The following is a 19,272-nucleotide window of genomic DNA, read 5'->3' on the forward strand; positions in this document are numbered from 1 at the left end:
GCGTAAGCCCATGGAGACACGCGGACGCTTTCTCGTAGGAAAACCCATTAGCCAGCGTCCTAAAGAGGTGCGGAAACGAGAGTCTTTTGGACACTGGGAATTGGATACAGTCGTATCCAGCCGAGGAAAGAGCCGAGCCTGTGCCGCGACATTCATCGAACGCAAGACACGTATGTATCTAGCCCTGAAAATGCCAGACCGAACGGCTCATTCGATGGAGATCGCTTTCGGTGTAATCGCTAGCCAGTACCCTCAAAAAACGTTCCTAACAGCTACGACAGATCGAGGGAAAGAAATCGCCTGCTATGACGCCCTAGAAACCTTTCATGGACTGGATGTCTACTTTGCCGACCCCTATTCGTCCTGGCAACGTGGATCCAATGAAAATGGGAATGGACTTCTTCGGGAGTTCTTTCCCAAAGGCCTTGACTTTGCACAGGTCACCGATCAGGAACTAGCTCATGCCTTACATCTCATTAACCATCGTCCACGAAAATGCTTAGGCTGGAAATCTGCTCATGAATCTTTCATGGACCATGTGTCGCACTTAGCTTGACAATCCGTCACCAGAAAAAAGACAATGTATTCTTAGGGTTGCAGCCGCATTTTTCCCACCTTCCCAACTGATTGCCTTATTGCGGTCATAGTTTAATTCAAGAGTCAAGTCAACATTAATTCAACAAAAAAGAGGGGTTCGCCGCCCCTCTTTACTATTTCCACCAATACATCTCCGATTTAATTATCCTTCCGTACTAACAGTGAACAGCACTCCACATGTGTGGGCTGCGTGCCAAGTTAGTCTGGCGGAAGACGCGCCACCGATGACAGTGTTGACCATGCCCTTCGGACCGTCCCCTTTTTTCCTACGGGTTACTTCTGATTTCTTCAAGTAAGATAGTTACAGGAGGTTATCAGACGCCAACCTCTCCGATCATTTGCTGTTCGATTTTTTTCATCTTATAAAAATAGCCTTTTTGTCCCATCAACTCCGAATAGGAACCCGTTTCGACTACCTTGCCTTGGTCCATGACCACAATCTGGTCCATCTCTTCCAATCCGGTAAGCCGATGACAAATCAGGAGAAGCGTATCTTTAGCAGCCTGCGCGTAGAGATGCTTCAAAACGTGCTCTTCTGTCACATAATCCAGCGATGATGTTGGTTCGTCCAGAAGCCATACCCGTCCTTTGCGGAGCATCGCCCGCGCCAGAGCCAGCCGCTGCTTCTCGCCGTCTGACAGATTCTCCCCTTTTTCATACACCATATCGGTCAACGCTGTATCGGGCAGCTGCATTTTAGCCAACATATTCAACAATTGTTCGTCAGCATATTCTTCTCCATTCAGCAGCAGGTTGTCCCGGATCGTTCCTCGGAAGAAATGACTTTGCTGAAATACCACATTAGCCGTTTGCCAAATGCTCGACTCATCTAGTTCCTTCACCGAAATGCCGTTTAATCGTATATCGCCAGCCGTTGGTGTTCGCAGTTTGAGCAGCAATTCGATAATCGTTGATTTCCCTGACCCACTCGGCCCGACAATCGCCGTTTTGGAGCCAGGTAAAATGTGCAGGGACACATCCCTGAGCGCTGGTCTCCACTCCCCTTCATATTGAAAAGTAACATCGGATAGTTCCATCGTAACAGCATGATTAACAGACAATGTGCCACTTGGCTGCGAAGACTGCTCATCAAAAGGCTGAACTGTTTCCGTCAGTCGTTTGGCTACGTGTTCGCTATCCTCTTTATACGAGGGTAATGTGGCCATAGCCGTCGCTTCTTCGAATACGGTTTGTGATGCCATGACCAACATGGCAAGAAATACGCCTGCAAGCGCACCTTCCATAATTAAATAGGCGCCAAGCGTCAGCACTCCCCAGGAAACGAGAAACGTTACAAAAGTGTGCATCGATTGCCCGCGTAGCAAGTGCCCGGCTGCTCGTTGCTGTTCAGCTGCCAATACAGCGGAAGCATGCTGAAGCTGCTCCTCCCGCTGTGCCAATTGACCGTATACTTTCAAATCCCGGAAACCGTACAACACTTCGGTAACTTCCGTGGACAGCTGCGCTCTCTGCTCACGAACGCGTCCATGTATTCTCCGCTGCCCAAGTAACACAATTCCCGGCACAACGAATGCTGTTATCAGCATACCTAGTACAAACAAAACGGCAATCCAGATCGAAAAGGTAGAAGTAAACAGCACCGTAGCCAAAAACACCATGACGACCATGATCGGGGGATATGCGACTCGCAAAAAATAGTTTTGCAAACTTTCCACATCCCCAACGATCCGAGCAAGCAGATCCCCGCTTCGATTTTTGTTCAATATACCCGGCGTTAAAGGAATTAGCTTGGCAAAAAAGGCTGTACGTAAACGGCTAAGCATGGAGAACGTCGCCCGGTGAGAATACAAGCGTTCTCCATAACGGCTCGCCGCCCGAAGCAGACCAAGCAGTTTGACCATCGAGGTGAGCACAATTAAAGTATAAAGCGGTGGCCCAAATACCGTTTGCGAAATTAGATACCCGCTCGCAGAAAAGAGTGCCACACCTGCTATGCCGGCGATAAATCCACCCAAAATTGAAAGAATGATATCCTTACGCTCCTGAATCATCGCTTTTGACAGAACAGCTAGCTCATTCATGAGGATACCCTCCCTTTCCGCTCTACATCAACCATCTCGGCATACTGAGGCAGGCGCTCCAGAAGCTCGTCATGTCGTCCGGAGTCCACCAGCACTCCATTGTCCATAAACAAAATCTTGTCGGCTTGTTGAATCGTATATAATCGGTGAGCCACCGTAATCATCGTAGCCGTTTTTGCCAGTTTGGCAATGGAGCTTTGCAGTACCCGCTCGGTGTGCAAATCCAGTCCAACTGTGGGTTCATCAAACAAAATGATGGCAGGGCGCTTCAAAAAAGCGCGTGCCAAGGCAAGCCGTTGCTTTTCCCCACCAGACAGTCCTCTGCCTCCTTCACCAACAAAGGTATCAAACCCATGATCCAATTGGGCTATAAGAGCTGCGAGTCCTGCTTCCTCCCCTGCCCGCTCAATTTCTGCCTTGGAGATGCTCCCGCGAGCACCAATCGCGATATTTTCAGAAAATGTGCCTGCAAAAATATACGGATGCTGTGTAATATAGCTAACATGTTCGAACCATGCGGTCTCTTCGTATTGCGAGAGTGGGCTTTCATTCACCAGAACCGTTCCCGATGCTGGTTTCAGCAAACCGGCAATGAGATGGAGCAAAGTCGTTTTGCCTGAACCGCTTTTGCCAACAATGGCAATGTGTTCTCCTGGACTAAGCTGGATCCGACCCGTCTTAAGCTCGAATGAATCTGGAGCATATTGAAATCGAAGATGGTCAATTACGATAGATGGCGGCAATGAAAGGTCTCCGGAATGGGTAAGTTCCAATTTGCTTACCCTGTCGACTCTATCCATGTTGTCGATCACGTCGATTCCATCGGATGTTAATGCTCCTTCATTGTCATTCGCGTTCATGCTCTCCCCTGACGTTTCTTCAAGCATCTGTTCCACCTTACGAACTGCCCCCATACTTGTGCGGCCACTGTGAAAGGCTGTTCCCGTATTCTTTAACAGGCTGTAAAACTCGGGAACGAGCAGCAAAACGAGAAAGGCGGTGTGGAACGTCATAGATTTGAAAACGAGCAACTGGATGGCCAGTTCGAGAGCGACAATGCCAATGCTTAGCATCACGATCGATTCCAGCATGAAGGTATTCGTAAATGCAATCTTCAAAATGCCCATCGTGGCATCACGGTAACTCAGGCTACTACGTTCAATTTTCTGTTGCTGACGGTGAGCCCGTCCAAATATTTTCAACGTCACCAGCCCTTGAAGAGAATCCAGAAACGTACCTGAAAATTCGGCCAGTTGTGCATATTTTTCTTCAGATTTGTTCTTCGTTTTCATCCCTACCAAAATCATGAACAGTGGGATGAAAGGAGCTGTAAACAATAGAATGAAACCTGTGTTGGCATGTTGGATAAATGTAACGACCAAAATCAGAATCGGGATGATAGCAGCTTCCATCATACGCGGCATGTACTGACTGAAATAACTATCAGCCTCATCCACAGCATCCAGAGCAATACTGACCTTCCCTCCCGTCTGTCCAAGAAGGGTTGAAGGCATGGAAGCATGAGTCAATTTTTGCAGCACGGCTGCGCGCATATTTGTTTTGGCAGTGGCAGCCATATGCAAGCCAACTTTACCGTTTCCATACGACAACAGTGTGCGAACAGCCATAACGGCCAGAAGAATGCCGAGCAGCAGGTAAACCGATGAAAATGAAGCTTTCTCCACGAAAATCCGTTGGACTGCTTCAGCAAGCAGTCCAGCCTGACTCACAATAGTTATACCAAGCGCGAGCGAAATGATCGCAAGCAGTGCCATATTTTTCCTTTGTGAAGACATTTGCTGAGAAACCAGACTGGATTTCCTCTTCACAGATCACACCTCCTCTATATATAGGCTTGTAGAGAAACCTCAAACACGCGGTAATAGATCAATCAGCTTTATTTTTTCCCTTTTACATATTCAGCATCAAACAGGAAGAGTCTGAAGACCAGAACGAGGGATGGGATCAACAGGCATAGACCGCCGATAAACACAACAACTAACGCTAAGCCCATGGCTGGTGAAGTTGCACTGCTCTGAATCGTGATATACGGATCAAGAATATAAGGGTATTGCCCAATACCATAAGCGAAAAAGGCACAGAAAAATTGCAACATGATACATATAAAAGCTAATCCGTAACGGCGTCCGTTATATAACAGCCACATCGCGATCATGAAGAAGGCAACGGAAAGTGCCAGCAACCACCATAAATCCATCATATTTTGAAAATGCCGCTCATTGTGTTGACCCAAATAGATAAATGCTGTCAGTGCGAGAATTATCGTTGGTGTACTCCAAAACAGAGCGTAGTTCCGCATCAGCTTCAACGCCGAATGATCCTCTGCCCGGGATGCGTAAAAAGTCAGAAATGAGCCGCTTATGAACAAAACGGACACGATAGCCAGTCCAACGATGCTCCACGATAACGGATTGGTAAACAGCGCCCAGTAATCCAGAGAAACCGTCTCAGCCTGCTTCACAATAAAGCCGCCTTCAGACAAAGTTAGCGCCACTGACAACGAAGCCGGAATAAGCAGACCTGTAGCTCCGTACAAAAAAAGATATACTATGTTTTTCTTGGAACCGTAATTTTCAAAAGCATAGAACGAACCGCGAATCGCAAGTAGAATCACTGCAATGCTTCCCGGAACAAGCAGCGCGGAGCCATAATAATAGGCCGTGTCCGGAAAAAATCCGACGATGCCAATGTAGAAAAAGATGAAAAATACATTTGTGATCTCCCAAACGGGTGATAAATAACGGGAAATCAGACGATTAATGAGATGATCCTGCTTCGTCAAACGAGCATAAAAGGCGAAGAATCCCGCTCCGAAATCAATGGAAGCTATAATTAAATAGCCATACAAGAACAGCCAGAGCACCGAGATGCCAATTAATTCGTAACTCATCATTCAGTGCCCCCCTTTTCTGTAGATTGATTAGGATGATTCTTCATCCATTTCTCCATCTCAACTTCTGCCGGATTATTGTTGAACAAGCGTCTTAGCACGATTACACACATACTTCCGAGTACGATGTACAAGAGCAATAAGGCGAAGAATATAATTCTTACATTCGGTGAAGACGTGGCAGCCTCCTCAACACGCATATATCCACGGATAATCCACGGCTGTCGCCCAACCTCTGCATAAAACCAGCCCAGCTCTACAGCTAGAAAAGCGAGCGGTGCGATCAGTGCGATGATGCTAAGCATCCACTTGTTAAGCGCATTTCGTTTTTTCCAGAACACAAACAGGAAGTATAGGACCGCTATCCCGAGCAGAGCAAATCCGATTCCGACCATTAAATCGAACAGGTAATGGACGAGAAGCGGTGGCCATTCATCCTTGGGGAATTCCTCGAGCCCCGTTACCTCTGCGTTAAAGTTACCAAAAGCCAGGAAGCTGAGCAGCTTCGGCAGATGAAGAGCCCCTAGAACTTCATGCTCTGCATTCAGCCATCCCATTAGAACCAAATCCACACCGCTACCCGTCTCAAAATGCCACTCTGCCGCTGCAAGCTTTTCTGGCTGATGCTCGGCCAAAAACTTGGCGGACACATCTCCGGCTAACGTGTTCAGCAAACCGAACAGCAAAACAACCGCCATCATGAGATTCAAGGATTTTTTGTGGTATGCGGACACCCCTTTTCTCAGCATCGCAAAGGCTGCGATCCCGGCTAACAAGGCAGCTCCTGTCAAATAGGCTGAACTTAATACATGGAACACCTTTGAGAACGTCGCAGTATTCAGCATCGCTTGCACTGGATCAATCGCTGTGAATTGACCTGCTTCCATAACAAAGCCTCCAGGCTGATTCATGAATCCGTTCACTGTTGTAATAAAAACGGCAGACATGCCTGCCCCGGCAACAATCGGAATCGTCAAAAGCCAATGGATAATCGGATTTTTGAACCGATCCCACGTATACAAATAAATGCCCAGAAAGATGGCCTCAAAAAAGAACGCGAACACTTCCATGAATAATGGAAGTGCAATAACATTCCCAGCCAGTTTCATAAAATTCGGCCACACCAGGGCCAGTTGTAGTGAAATCGCTGTACCGGTCACGACACCAACTGCTACAGAAATGACAAATCCTCGAGACCACCTCTTCGCCATAAGTGTATAATGTGGGTCCTTCTTACGGATCCCGATGAACTCTGCAATAGCGATCATTAGCGGTATACCGACGCCAATCGTCGCAAAAATAACGTGGAACCCGAGAGTTAAGCCTGTCACCAGCCTGCTCCATAGCACCGTATCAATTGCCATTCTTTACTGCTCCCTTCAAACTCTGTTCATTTTTCGTCATAAGATTATGCTTATTATTAGGCCTTCTAACTGTTGGGCGAATTTAATATCAGGATTAGCAAGGCTCAGCGACTTCGATGCCTGTTCGTTTTAGTATGACGTTCCTCGTCCTTTGCTATGTAAAAAAGAGAAATTTTTCACAAAGAAAGAGTTGGCGAGACTGATTTACCTGATACTGAGCAGTCAAATTAATAACGCGACCTAATAATTAAAATCATCTTATCTTAAATTGCAAGTAATTCAATCACTAACATCTCTTAATCCTTAAACGTTCAAGAAAGGGACAAATCTTTCTAACAACTAAGTGAATAACACAAATAGCACCCGAACGAGCTATTGATTCATTAGCGTATATGTGATGTTACAAGTTTCCTCCTACTTCGATGTTAGAAAAAAAGATATTTTCTCATTTAAACTCTAATATGTACCCCCTTTTGCAACAAAAAAAACACTGACTCAAATCATCAGTGTTTTTGAATTAAAGCTAATGTCATCTTCGTCATGACAAATCTTTCTCCATTTCATATTGCTCGATGTATACGTCAAGACCAACGCCTTGAAGGAAACGTATAGAATTTGTATCTCTTTTGTCTACATTATTGACAGTGATGATCGAATGTCTCTCTCCCATCCAATGAAATAAGGAACGCCCAAATCCCCGGTTTCTTTTTTCTCGCAAAATACCGAACTGTAGAACTGCTCCGTTGGCCGATTTTATTACCGCGTATCCACAAATCTTATTCTCTTCCCTTATCGTGACCACATCGTATAAATGCGGGTTTCGTAAAATTGCATGAACAGATTGTTCCCAAGAAGGTTCAAAATTCCAATAAGAATGTACCGATGTCCAATCGAATTCTTCCAGTCGAACCATAGTAATGAATGTATGTCTATGATCGGCCGGAAGGGTTACATCAACACGCCCCTTGAAACAAGCCAATTCTCTATGGATTTGAAATCCTATGGCGGTATACGCTTTTATAGCTTTATCATTCGTTTGAATCACTTCAAGCAAACACTTTTGAATATGAGCTTCTTTAAGGATGGGAAGAGCATGACGATATATTTGTTCGACTAGCCTTCTCCCTCTATAAGAAGGAACGACCCCTGTACCAGTATTAAATGCAGTACTTTCGCCATTACGATCCCCGATGCCATGCATAACAAATGCAACCAGGTTCTCTTGATCAAAAGCACCAAACGAGATCTGATAATTAACTCCCGCACCTGCAAATTTATCAGCTAAATACTCCGAAGAAACATGAAATGGAATTACATAATCGGAGAAGGCTTCGTTAAAGCAAGTTGTAAACTCTTGTAATTCAAGATCCTTAACACTTTTGATCAACATGTAGTTTTTTTCTCCTTTTCTTTTGGTACTAAGTTCTTCATCAACAGCCAATCTCCAATTCATCTTTTAGTACGGCCATAGAAAAAAGAATACCCATCTGACTTCCCAAGCTTATTCGTCTCCGTTGCGTCCACTAGCTTGACCGCTTTCAGCAACGATACAATTTGCGTATGCATAAGCTTTGCATCAAATTTGTCCATCTCTCTGTCTTCACTATCCACGAGCAGATAGTCGGGCATTGGAATGAAGCCAATCACTGGTATCCCAGCTTCAAATAAAGGCTGACTCTCTCCAAACTCAAACTTGTTATGTCCACGTAATAATACAGTACGTGTGCCGTCTGTCTTTTCAATAGCCTTCAACCAAATGACTGCCATCATTTCATTGCCCGCATAGGTATATTCTGTACTTATTTGTCCAGTTGGTCCATAGTGACCTGTATCATCGTCCTTCCACTCCATGCTGCCTAAATGCTCAACCGTAATTCCAGCTACAGCTTTCATATGGCCGTTCGCGCCATCCCAGAGCTCTCGATGCCCCTCCATCCAAGTGGAAGTCGCCTGAGAGGATCCTTTGAATTCCGGTAATCTAAAATGCCCTGTCACAAAAGCGAAAATCATCGTGCGTTCCGGCTGCTCCTGCTGTAAGTAACGAATCATGGACAGCATGCCCACAGCACCATTTTCCTCCACCACATTTATCCCATCCGTATGGGTATTTACGATAATCGCTTCATCTTTATTTTTCCCGTCAATTTTCACAAAAAAGGATTCTGTTGGAGCATTTTTTTGTATTTCCGCTGCTAAAATAACCGTACCTTCTTTGTGCTCCTGGGCTGCACTGATCACCTTTTTCCCTTCCGTTTCATTGACCCAGATCGCAGGAATTCCAGCATAATCTGTAGTAAAAGGCACATACTGCTTTTCAACCTTATCGTCGGATACCCCTTTCCAGACAACAACAACAGCTTTCACACCCATTTCCTTCGCTTGCTCCAATTTAGCTTCTTTTAAAGCTGTAGTGAGGACTAGATCGCCTTCATTTGGGGCAATCTGGTTTTGCATTGGTGATGAATCCCGCATGTTCATTACAATCCCAATTGGAAAATTTTTAAAATTTTCAATTTCAATGACAGCAATTTTTCCGCTGGCCTGGTCATATTCACCACGCTTCGTATACACCAGTTCTCCTGTTACACCCTTTTCGTCAGATTCCCCGGAATAAGGAAAAGCTGAAGAGACATGAATGGGCTGCTGATCAATCATTAAAGAACTGCTCTTTTCTTCCCATCGGTCAAAAGTATAGCGATCACGATAAACTTTCAGCCCCATATCTGTTACCTGTTGCTCCAGCCATGAAACAAATTGATTATGTCCCTCAGAGCCGGTTGTACGGCTTCCAAAAGAATTCATTACTTCAATATCCTTCAGCATCACTGCTGCAGAATCCACTTTACGTTCATCGATCGTCACAGCCGCATCAACTGCTAATGCCACAGGTGTTGTAATAGGTTTTGCATAGATTCCAATACCCCATAGTGCAGTAACGATAAGAGCAGCAATGCTGAATAACACTTTACGAACCACTGTAAATGGAGTGACTCTTCTGCTCACTTTTTGCCCAAAGAGTCCTCTCCATATGCCCGCTACGATCAGCAGCAGGATAGAAAGCGCGAGCAGCCAAAATTCTCTTGTTAGTAAGAATAGCCCTTCTGCAACTATCGCACTAATAAATACCAACTGTAAATTCTCACGCTTCTTTAAAAGTAAAAAGGAGATGCCTACTTCCGCTAACAAAAGGATAATGGTCACTATTGAGATTCCCGTTTCTTTGCCTATAAATACCGTAGCACAAAGTGCTAGGATCAAAAGCAGTCCCGCTGACAATCGTCTATACAAGTTCACTAACATGACGCCCCCCCATTGTATCTAACTACTATTTTGACATTACATTTGTAATGCCGTATGGTTTTAGCATATTGGTAAGACTTATGAAAAACAATAAAACGAACACCAGAATGTACAAACGGAGGGGAAATGTCATCTCAAATTATGAATTATACAGCCCAAATACCTCTCAGCATCATTCCAATAAAGAAACCAACCGTTTGACAAGAGAAGCCATCTGCACGGCATTAGTCTTCTTGATCCAGGAACAGCCTTTTAACAAAATCACCATCACCGATATTGTGAAACGCGCAGGGGTCTCTCGAACGGCCTATTACAACAACTATTCCTCCAAGCAAGAGATCCTGGTGGATTTGGTCGATCGCTTATTTTCGAGATTAATCAAAAACTATTGCCTTACACCAATGAAATAACAGGCAAAGCCAATGAACCTCGAAAATTTATCAAAGTGCTTTTTGAAGTTATTTTTCAGCAGCGTAACATCTACAAAGCACTTCAAAGCGCAAAGTTGGATCATGTGATTCTGGATTGCTTGAATGAAATGATGCTCTCTACTGCTCACGACAAAAGCGATGAGAATGTGTACCGAATATACTTTAAAGCGGGGGCCCTCTATAATGTTCTCCTCAAATGGATACAATCCGACTTTGCAAAATCCATTGACGAAATGACCAAGATTTGTCTAGAAGTGTACCATACTCCGATGTCCCAGGAATAAGGGGTATTATCAACAAAAAACGTTCACTCATCAATTGATGGGTGAACGTTTCAAGCCAAATCATCAAGTAATATGCAGCTGCGGCAGAAGCCCGAATGCTCAACATGTTGAAGACGCCAATACCACGTGATGTATTGGCGTCTTTGTGATTTAACGGTTAAGGATTATTGCACGTGCACGGTGATCGTATTACTCGATGTCACACCAGCTTCGTTCACAAGCTCGCATCGATATTCATACGTGCCCGCCGGTAGATCATGGAACTCCGTTACTGCCGATTGCGCTTGAGGTGTCTTATTTGTGAGTGTCTGGGTATTGATGAGCACGCCGTTCTCATAAAGCCGGTACGACGACCCATTTGTTCCCCACCACATGTTCATGCTCACTTTGAAGGTTCCATCCCCATTCCAGTTATCATGTGAGAGAACCGGTGGGCCTGGATCGGCATCGGTCACGCGCACAGTCAGTATGTTGCTTCTCGTGGTACCGAATGCATTTGTCAGTTCAGCGATATAGCGGTACGTACCGTTTGCCTTGTACGTCACGGAGGTGACTGTGGATTGGGCTTGAGGAGATGCGTCTTTGAGTGTTTGTGTATCGATGAGTGCATCATTCTCATATAATTTGTAAGTTGTACCGTTGTTTCCCCACCACATGTTCATCTTTACGTCATAAGTTCCGTCCATTAAGCCTGTATCATGGCCGTTATTGCTTGATAGTTCGGGTTTACCGGGACCCCCAGAAGCATTCGCCACGATGTTGCTTACCTCCGCTTTCGCCGTACCGGTGTTCCCTGCTGCATCAACGAATTCGAATGTGAAGATGCCATTCTCCTTAAACGTATAGCTATCTGCTCCCTCATTGTTATTTATCGTAACCGGCTCACTTGCCGTCATTGTAGCGATGACCTCTTGTTTGGTCGGTTCCGTAGTGCTGTATACAATTGATGCCGTTGGTGCGGTCCTGTCTATGCGGAAGGTGATTTTCTGGTTTGCCTCCACATTTCCTGCTCGATCCATCGATCGATACAGTAGGGTATATATACCGTCTTGTTCAAAAGTCAGTGGAATCGTGTACGGCAACCATATTTTCCCGCCATCTAGACTGTATACCACGGATGCTACACCGGACTTGTCATCGGTTGCGCTCAGGGTCGCTTGAACGCTACTAACATACCAACCGTTGCGTTCCGTCCCTTCGAGTGAAGCGTTCGTCGTCGGAGGGGTTACGTCAGTAACAATCCACTGCATGGAACGAAACTTGGAAGATAACTTCCCGTCGCCGATTCCTCCTCCCCATTCAATGAACCCTTTCCTGCCGGATCCGTCATTGTCATTAACAAGCAACGAGAAGCTGATGTTCCCGTTCTTCTCCGGCTTAATCGGTGCGACTTCCGACCAAGGGAGAGATAGTTCGTAGATCGTATTCTGCTCTTGATCTCTTGTAATAGCTAGCTGACCATTGGTGATCGATCCTTTAATCACGCCCGGAGGCGCATTCCAACTGTATATTTGCGGACCATCAGGTGTTTGAGAAATTCCGATTTCGTACCAATACGGTTCTTCACCCGGAAGGCCATTCGCAATGGCAAACTGAATGCTGTCATTGTTCCAAATATCGGCACCCAGGAAAGAAGAATAATGCACATTGTCCTTTACTTTCGCAGATAGATAGAGTTGGTTTGCATCGTAACTGATCCAGACATTTCCGCTTAAATCTCCTGCCCCTTGATAGCCTGTCATTTTGACCGTACCCTTCGACAGATCGATCGGAGATGCGCTGGCTGCCGTGTCCGGATCCAGCACTCCATCAACTGCAACAGACCTAAGGGGCACAGGATTAAATTCGGCAGATCCCGTGTAGGTATAGGGATCAAAGCCATCGACATTAACTGTCACTTTAATTGTACTACTAACACCAAGGCTCATGGCAGATAGGGGGAATTTCACGGAGGTAGATGCATCAGCTGGAACCGAAACATTCAGAACCTCCGATCCGGATTGGGTTCCGAATTTCCATTCCACTTTATTAATCTGAATCGGCTTGGTTTTGGATTCGTTCTTAATTGTAACCATAAGTGCTTTGCTGCTATCCGCTTCATTAAGAGTAAGTCGTACCTGAACGTTATACGATGAAAGTGTCGATGCCGAACTTCTCAACAGGCCGACTCTCTCGCTCCCATTCATCAGTACGCCTGTAATAAGACGAGTACCCGGTTCATTACCACTCGGCACGCTGATTGTTTCCGTCGTTTGCTGACCGCTAGGCGTGGATACCGAATAGTGTTGACCTTCTACAACTAGGTTGAAATCAAAGTCATCGGTCATCTTGTTATCCGTCTCTAGGGTGAGTGACATCGAATCACCTGCGTGTGATGACTCACTTGTTAACGTAAATGTGGAATCCTTCTCAATGGTTGTAACTTCCCCATCCACATATAACGGTTCATAGCTTAATGTCACAAATACGTTGCCATTATACGGCATATATGTGTGCGTATTTCCCATCATATCCGTGATCTGAATCGGGCTCGTCGTACGTATGACGACTGGAGTCGATGCGCTTGTTGTCCATATGACACGAACCTGGTCACCATTCTTGTCAAACGTATAACTTCGAATTTCATCTTCCGTGACATCACGCGTAACGAACTGTGCGTTGTTCAGTATCCTTGTCATGGTCGCAAAACTCGTATAGGCAGGCTTCGGCGTAAGGTTCCCTAATGGATCGTTCGGATTCCGCAAAAGCCCGAAGTTATCTTCATTAATATTTTGGATCCCGTCATTGATCAGGTCGTACCAAACAACCTGATCCACACCATTCGCGATTGCAACAACGTAGGCGCGAAGCAAATAATTGGCTTGGGTCTTCTCATCCACACCGCGGGCATCAAGCTGGGTTGGCCATCCGGTCTCATTAATCCAGATCGGCTTCAGATTTCCGTTGTTGTACTTCCGAATCAAATTTTTCAAATCAGTAATCTGGGTTTCATACCCTTCCGGCGCACCGGGATATAGATAGGGATGAATCGAGAACCCATCCATATATGACATGCCACCCAGCTTAAGCACATCTTCAATCCATTTGAGATTACCCACTGTCGATGTGCCAAGAATAGGCAGTTCAGGGTACATAGGTTTGATCGTCTCATACGTTTTCTTCAAGAGTGGATAATAGAATTCTGGTTTGGAATCGGCTGGCCCATTGCCGCGATCTCCGAAGCTGCCATAAAATTCGTTGTATACTTCAACGGCATCCATCTGGCCTTGGTAATGATCGACGTAAGCTTTCATATAATTGGCGAATCCTGTCCGCCCGGCATCTGTATAAGGGGTACTGTTATTGTCGTAATTGGGGTTAGTGTATCCGGATACGTAAAGGAAGTCAAAATCGTCTGAATCTAGCATATTCATGTAATAGTCCGGCTGAGGGGTAAAGGTGTAGTTCCCCTGCTGTCGCTCGATGCCAGGCCACTCATAGCCGCCCCGCACCATGCGGATGCCGGCATCCTTCATCAGCTTCACGATATCAGGAGTCATGGCCTGTGGAAAACGATGCAAATGCGTCGATACTCCGAACGGAGCATGCTCATTTCCCGTTGCATCACGAGCGGCAAGTACAGTGAATGGTGTTTTAATTAATACAGGATCGCTCCCTGCAAGATCGGCTCTGACATGCAGTGTGAAATATCCATACGTGGAATGTGGAACAGTCCATATGGCTTCGTTATGAACCGTTGGTGCCACGCCTTCCGATACAAATGCTCCTTGATAATCGTAAACAGACCATGCGACAGATGGCCTCGCCGTTCGGACTTTGAACTGAATCGGCTCATTGTTTGTATAGACATTCCCTGGACGGGTCTGGATCAGCTTCGTCGTTGGTGTTGCTGCCGTAACATACGGACCATCATTGCTCCATTGATTCTGTGCGTTTCCGGCTTCCACTTTGAACGTATAATACTGACCGAGCTGCAATCCCGATACGGTGTAAGAAGTCGTTGTTCCATTCACCGTCCCTAAGATGCTGCCATTTCGATACACCGTATAACCGGTCACGCCAACTGGGTCGGTTGCTGTGGACCATTCGAGCTGTAGACCAGACTCCGTTATATTGGTGACGCTCAGTGCTCCACCACCTTGCCAACTCGGTGCATTAGCATTCGTCCTATTCGGAGAAATCTCCAGGTAGGGCTGGTTGACAAGGTTCTCCCTGCTGTTGATAGAGACCGAATGGCCTTGCGCCGCCTGCTGTATCAATGCTAGGCTTGCTATACCGTCTGCAGCCTTTTGCTGTTTGACAAAGGCCGTTACATCCCATTCTTGCCAGCTTGCCGTCTTGCCGACATTAGCGGAGGACAAATAATGATTGATGTCAGGTTTATTGTTCCAGGTCACTGACTGCTCTTCCCAGGTGTCGTCCTCCATGCCATACGCTTGAACGCCGATCGTCGAATTCTCTGTATCAATGGCATATACCTTTATTTTGGCCGTGCCAATCTCTCCGGTAATGGAGCTAAGATCGAATTTCAAATACGTTTGCCGATTTAAATTAATATCCGCGTTATAATTTTTGACAATGAGCTGATTAGAGGTCCCATAATTTTTACTCGCATTCCCTCCAGCATTGACATAGGTATCTTCGAGCGGATTCAACTGGACAACCGTGGGAGCAGTATTAGCAGAAGCGATAGATGACGTTACGAACATCGGTGCAGGCCATGGCAGTACAAGACTATGAAGCAAGGCTAACGACAATGTTAATCCCAAGATACGATTGGAGGCTTTCGTTGAGCTCTTATTGAACACCCTTCTCACCTCAATTATTTATTGTTAATCTACTTGATTTCACGTTCACAAACTCCAGAACTTACGTCCTCCTTATTTGTTAATTATGAAATAATACGACCCGTTCGGCTGGCTTCTTCGCTAGTTTCAATGTTAGCGATTGGTCAGGCGACTCCAGCGATGTTTGAACTTCATGTTCCGAGATAGAGAGCGACGACCTTCTGTCGGATTCCTCGTCCGGTCCGCAAAGCGTCAATGCAAACATGAACAACGCTTCCTCCATCGCATGGAAGTCAATCGTTGTGGGGTCTCCTTCGTACAGGACGTAATCCAAGCTAACAACCGGACCCTCTTCGACCAATTCCCAATGAAACGCACTGAATTCATCCATCGTACCATACAAAGCCTTGACCGATAACGTCATCTCTCCAAGATACGTTTGGAATGCATCTTTGCCGATCTGTTTCCATGCAGGTACATCACCAATACTGCCAATTTCAAGCCGGATTCGCAGATCCGACGCCGTCATCCGACCGTGGATAGGATCCAAATTCACATGTGTATCTCCGCCGTCCAGAGCGAATTGGATGCCATATAGTACGGAAGCTTGCTCCTGCACACTTGTATACACCGCCGAACAGAAGTCGTAACCGTCATGCAGCACCCGAAGCTGGATATAACTTCGCCCCTGATTTCCGGTGTGAACGTAACCTAGCAGATTTCGGCACTGCTTCCACATCACATTATGATTGAACGTGCCAAGCGTAAACTCAGGAGTCATGTACGTATAAGCCTTCCGCGTCCGGAACTCGTGATAGGGAGGTAAATCCTGCCTCAGTTCCCGCTCAACAATTCTGGTGAACAGTCCATACAGCCGCTCCGGACAGACGATGCCTTGCGCATACCATTCCAGTCCATATAAGAACTCGTCATCGCTCACAAATGACACGTCACCTTTACAGGCCATCTGAAGGAATGAGAGATGCGAATTACTTAGGAATGTCTGGTATGAACGGGCGTGAGGTCCGGACCATTGCTTCAGCAGCGGGTGGAAATGCTCGGCAACCGTCAGCCAGGTCGCCTCTAACATCTCGTTCGCCAACCGCTTGGCCTCTGCTGTATTCGAATACATCACAAGTGCAGATAGTTCCAGAATGGCTACTGTACTGTACGCCGGGCTATTATATTCGAGAAATGCGCCGGTCTGCATAGAATAATCGTATAGCCGCGTGAGTCGTTCCAAGCCATACTCGAAATAGGTGCGGTTCTTTAAGCGTTCGCCTGCAATCAATGTAACGAATGCCCCCATAATTGCAATATTCGTGTAATCAGGTCCGACGTTTCTTTTGATGATGGCTTCGCAGCTATGGGAGATCGCCTGGCTTGTTAATTGCTCAAGATCGCCCGGAAGTCGGATGCTATGACGTATCAACACTTGCAGTAGTCGCCTCCCGATGAAATCAGCCCAGTTCCAATCCGGCGGTGACATCATGGACAGAGGCTCCTCGAAGTACCATGACCATATTCCGAAGGTAGGCGAATCCGGCTGCTGATCCTGAAGGGATAGAATCGTTCGCAGTATTTCGAACGCCCGATCTTTATAAGGATCCTCATGGCAATCCAGAATGGCCAGGGCATAATCCAGAGACTCCCGGATGGGGTGAACATTTTCTACATTTCTAAGCTTCGTATGATACCCAGGACTCGTAAACGGTGTGCGAAGCAACTTGATCTCTTCATTGTAATTCACATGTTTTGGTTCCAATGCTTTCTTAAGGAAGGGAAGCCACTGGGTTTCCTCTTCGTGTATTCTGCTGAATTTCGTGCTCGACATGTTTTTCCTCCTTAGCTTTACCTGGTTACGGTATACTTCTGATCCTTTAGGCAATCAGAAGCATACCTACCGGGTGTTCCAACAGCGTTCTAATTCAGATTATCTTTGTTTGCGTCATACCACGCTTGCGCGAGCCTCTCCACATTGTCGCCGCCAAGACGCTTCCATTCTTTCTGCAACTCGTTCAGACCTTGTGCAGGCGTCATCGAGTTTCCGCCGGTCACAACCTTCGCTTCAATCTGTTGTGCGATCGGATTAAATGTCGCGATTAATTGGGTCAATTCAGGGAAATCGGGATTAAAAGGGATATCTCTGCGGTATTTATTTTTCATGACCAGTTCGAGCGACTTTCCCTTCTCTTTGGCATAATTTTGTGACTGCTCATCCTTGGCCGCCATAGCGAGGAACGTCTCTGGGCGTAACACATTATCGAGCATGATCGCATATTCAGCAGCATAGGCAACTTCAATCTTGAACTTATCCGGGTCGATTTTCTGCCGGACGCCTTCGACCATGTTAAAGTGGGCGTTTTCTTCGCCATATCTTAGCGGTTCCCAACCATCCTGCAGCATCCAGTCGATAAATTGGATCGCTGATTTAATTTGCTCTTCATTCATTTTGCTATTGAACGCGGTGAAGACGCTCGGCGGTGCCTCTTGATACAATCCGTTTTTGCCATATTTGCTGCTGAGCGACTCCAATGGAACTAGCTTTGCTGTGGGATCATTTTTTATTAAGTTATTATTCAACTCTTCGATATCCCAGTTGGCAAGGTAGATGCCAGCTTTGCCTGTCGTCAGCAGTTGACCTGAGCGCTGGAAATTCGTATCCGTGATATATTCCTTGTCGATTAATCCTTCGTCGAAGAGCTGCTTCTGGAAGGTTAACGTATCCACATACCGATCTAACGTTCTGCCGAATTGCAGTTTGCCATCCTCGACGTACCATTGGTTCTCGCTAGTAAAAAAGAAAGCTTGATCAATTGAGTTGGAACTCACGCTTAATGCGATCGGTACGGTGTCTGCTTGACCATTACCATCCGGATCCCCCTCCTTGAATTTTCGGGCAACATCGATGAACTCTTCCACGTTTGTCGGCGCTTTCAGTCCAAGCTTATCCAACCAGTCTTGACGGATCCACATCCCGTGGTTGGCAAGCGTTTCCCGTGCGAACGACACCGCATAAATTTTTCCGTTAAAATTCAAGTAGGGCTGTAGCTCAGGATGCTTCTCTAGATACGTTTTGTACGTCGTACTGTATTTGTCGATATAATCGCCAATCGGTTGGATTGCGCCTTGATTTGCCAACTGACTGATGTAATTCCGATCGTATTCCCAGATTAGATCAGGTGCTTCACCAGCGGCGATGAGTGCGTTCAACTTCGGCTGTGCTTGGTTCCGTGCAATAGGAACCCATTTCACATGGACGGGTGATTTCTCATTGATCCACTTCGTCCAGCGATTATTCTCGTACGTCCCTTCCTCTGTCGGCACTTTCCCACGATCAAACATCGAAATGCTGATTTCTTTCTTGTTTTCTTCATTTACTGAGGTAGCTGTGCCCGATGAATTAACCGGTTGCTCTGATACAGTTTTGTTCGAGGTGCATGCGGCCAGCATCGTCACGGACATCGTGATCACCATCATAGTCATCATGGCTTGTTTCAGCTTCTTCATCGTTTCATCCCCTTTTTGCTATTGAACTATATCAAGAGCCTTCAGC

General features: G+C 46.1%; 12 protein-coding genes and 2 pseudogenes. 3 read left to right on the top strand and 11 right to left on the bottom strand.

Features of this window, described 5'->3' with window-relative positions; all coding sequences use genetic code 11:
- On the top strand, positions 1–556 hold a 556-nt coding region (locus L1028_RS19555; protein WP_234538209.1), incomplete at its 5' end, for an IS30 family transposase.
- A 183-nt stretch (positions 557–739) separates the two neighbouring features.
- Here the strand turns inward: L1028_RS19555 and L1028_RS19560 are convergent.
- From L1028_RS19560 to L1028_RS19590, 7 genes are all read right to left on the bottom strand, one after another.
- Positions 740–889, bottom strand: a complete 150-nt coding sequence (locus L1028_RS19560; RefSeq protein ID WP_234538212.1) for a hypothetical protein — start codon at positions 887–889, stop codon at positions 740–742.
- A gap of 22 nt (positions 890–911) precedes the next feature.
- Positions 912–2,639 (bottom strand): thiol reductant ABC exporter subunit CydC, encoded by a 1,728-nt coding sequence (gene cydC / locus L1028_RS19565; protein ID WP_234538231.1) that lies wholly within the window; start codon positions 2,637–2,639, stop codon positions 912–914.
- Positions 2,636–4,468, bottom strand: coding sequence for a thiol reductant ABC exporter subunit CydD (cydD, locus tag L1028_RS19570; protein ID WP_234538245.1), 1,833 nt, complete (start codon positions 4,466–4,468; stop codon positions 2,636–2,638). The genes cydC and cydD overlap by 4 nt, the downstream gene beginning before the upstream one ends.
- Positions 4,469–4,536: 68 nt before the next feature.
- Positions 4,537–5,553, bottom strand: a complete 1,017-nt coding sequence (locus L1028_RS19575; protein WP_234538260.1) for a cytochrome d ubiquinol oxidase subunit II — start codon at positions 5,551–5,553, stop codon at positions 4,537–4,539.
- The gene (locus L1028_RS19580) at positions 5,550–6,914 is read right to left on the bottom strand and encodes a cytochrome ubiquinol oxidase subunit I (protein WP_234538262.1); all 1,365 of its coding nucleotides are present in this window, start codon (positions 6,912–6,914) and stop codon (positions 5,550–5,552) included. Before L1028_RS19580 ends, L1028_RS19575 begins: the two co-directional genes overlap by 4 nt.
- A 538-nt stretch (positions 6,915–7,452) precedes the next feature.
- A complete protein-coding gene (locus tag L1028_RS19585; protein WP_234538264.1) occupies positions 7,453–8,304 on the bottom strand; it encodes a GNAT family N-acetyltransferase in 852 nt (283 codons plus the stop codon).
- Positions 8,305–8,363: 59 nt separating this feature from the next.
- Complete coding sequence (locus L1028_RS19590) at positions 8,364–10,214, bottom strand: M28 family metallopeptidase (RefSeq protein WP_234538267.1); 1,851 nt, start codon at positions 10,212–10,214, stop codon at positions 8,364–8,366.
- Between the two features lie 80 nt (positions 10,215–10,294).
- Between L1028_RS19590 and L1028_RS19595 the strand changes: the two genes are divergently transcribed.
- Both L1028_RS19595 and L1028_RS19600 read left to right on the top strand, forming a co-directional pair.
- Complete coding sequence (locus L1028_RS19595) at positions 10,295–10,624, top strand: TetR/AcrR family transcriptional regulator (RefSeq protein ID WP_234538269.1); 330 nt, start codon at positions 10,295–10,297, stop codon at positions 10,622–10,624.
- 35 nt (positions 10,625–10,659) lie between these two features.
- The gene (locus L1028_RS19600) at positions 10,660–10,929 is read left to right on the top strand and encodes a hypothetical protein (RefSeq protein WP_234538271.1); all 270 of its coding nucleotides are present in this window, start codon (positions 10,660–10,662) and stop codon (positions 10,927–10,929) included.
- A gap of 164 nt (positions 10,930–11,093) precedes the next feature.
- Here the strand turns inward: L1028_RS19600 and L1028_RS31860 are convergent.
- The 4 genes and pseudogenes from L1028_RS31860 to L1028_RS19615 form a co-directional block, all read right to left on the bottom strand.
- A pseudogene (locus L1028_RS31860) lies at positions 11,094–11,663 on the bottom strand (chitinase N-terminal domain-containing protein); the annotation flags it as partial.
- 246 nt (positions 11,664–11,909) lie between these two features.
- Positions 11,910–15,638 (bottom strand): annotated as a pseudogene (locus L1028_RS19605) (CBM96 family carbohydrate-binding protein); the annotation flags it as partial.
- A 178-nt stretch (positions 15,639–15,816) separates the two neighbouring features.
- Positions 15,817–17,550, bottom strand: coding sequence for a hypothetical protein (locus L1028_RS19610; protein WP_234538285.1), 1,734 nt, complete (start codon positions 17,548–17,550; stop codon positions 15,817–15,819).
- Positions 17,551–17,639: 89 nt separating this feature from the next.
- Positions 17,640–19,226: an extracellular solute-binding protein gene (locus tag L1028_RS19615; RefSeq protein ID WP_234538295.1), complete on the bottom strand. Its 1,587-nt coding sequence runs from the start codon at positions 19,224–19,226 to the stop codon at positions 17,640–17,642.
- Between the last annotated feature and the right edge of the window lie 46 nt (positions 19,227–19,272).

Source organism: Paenibacillus pseudetheri, assembly GCF_924513355.1.
Classification (GTDB): Bacteria; Bacillota; Bacilli; order Paenibacillales; family Paenibacillaceae; genus Paenibacillus_AQ; species Paenibacillus_AQ pseudetheri.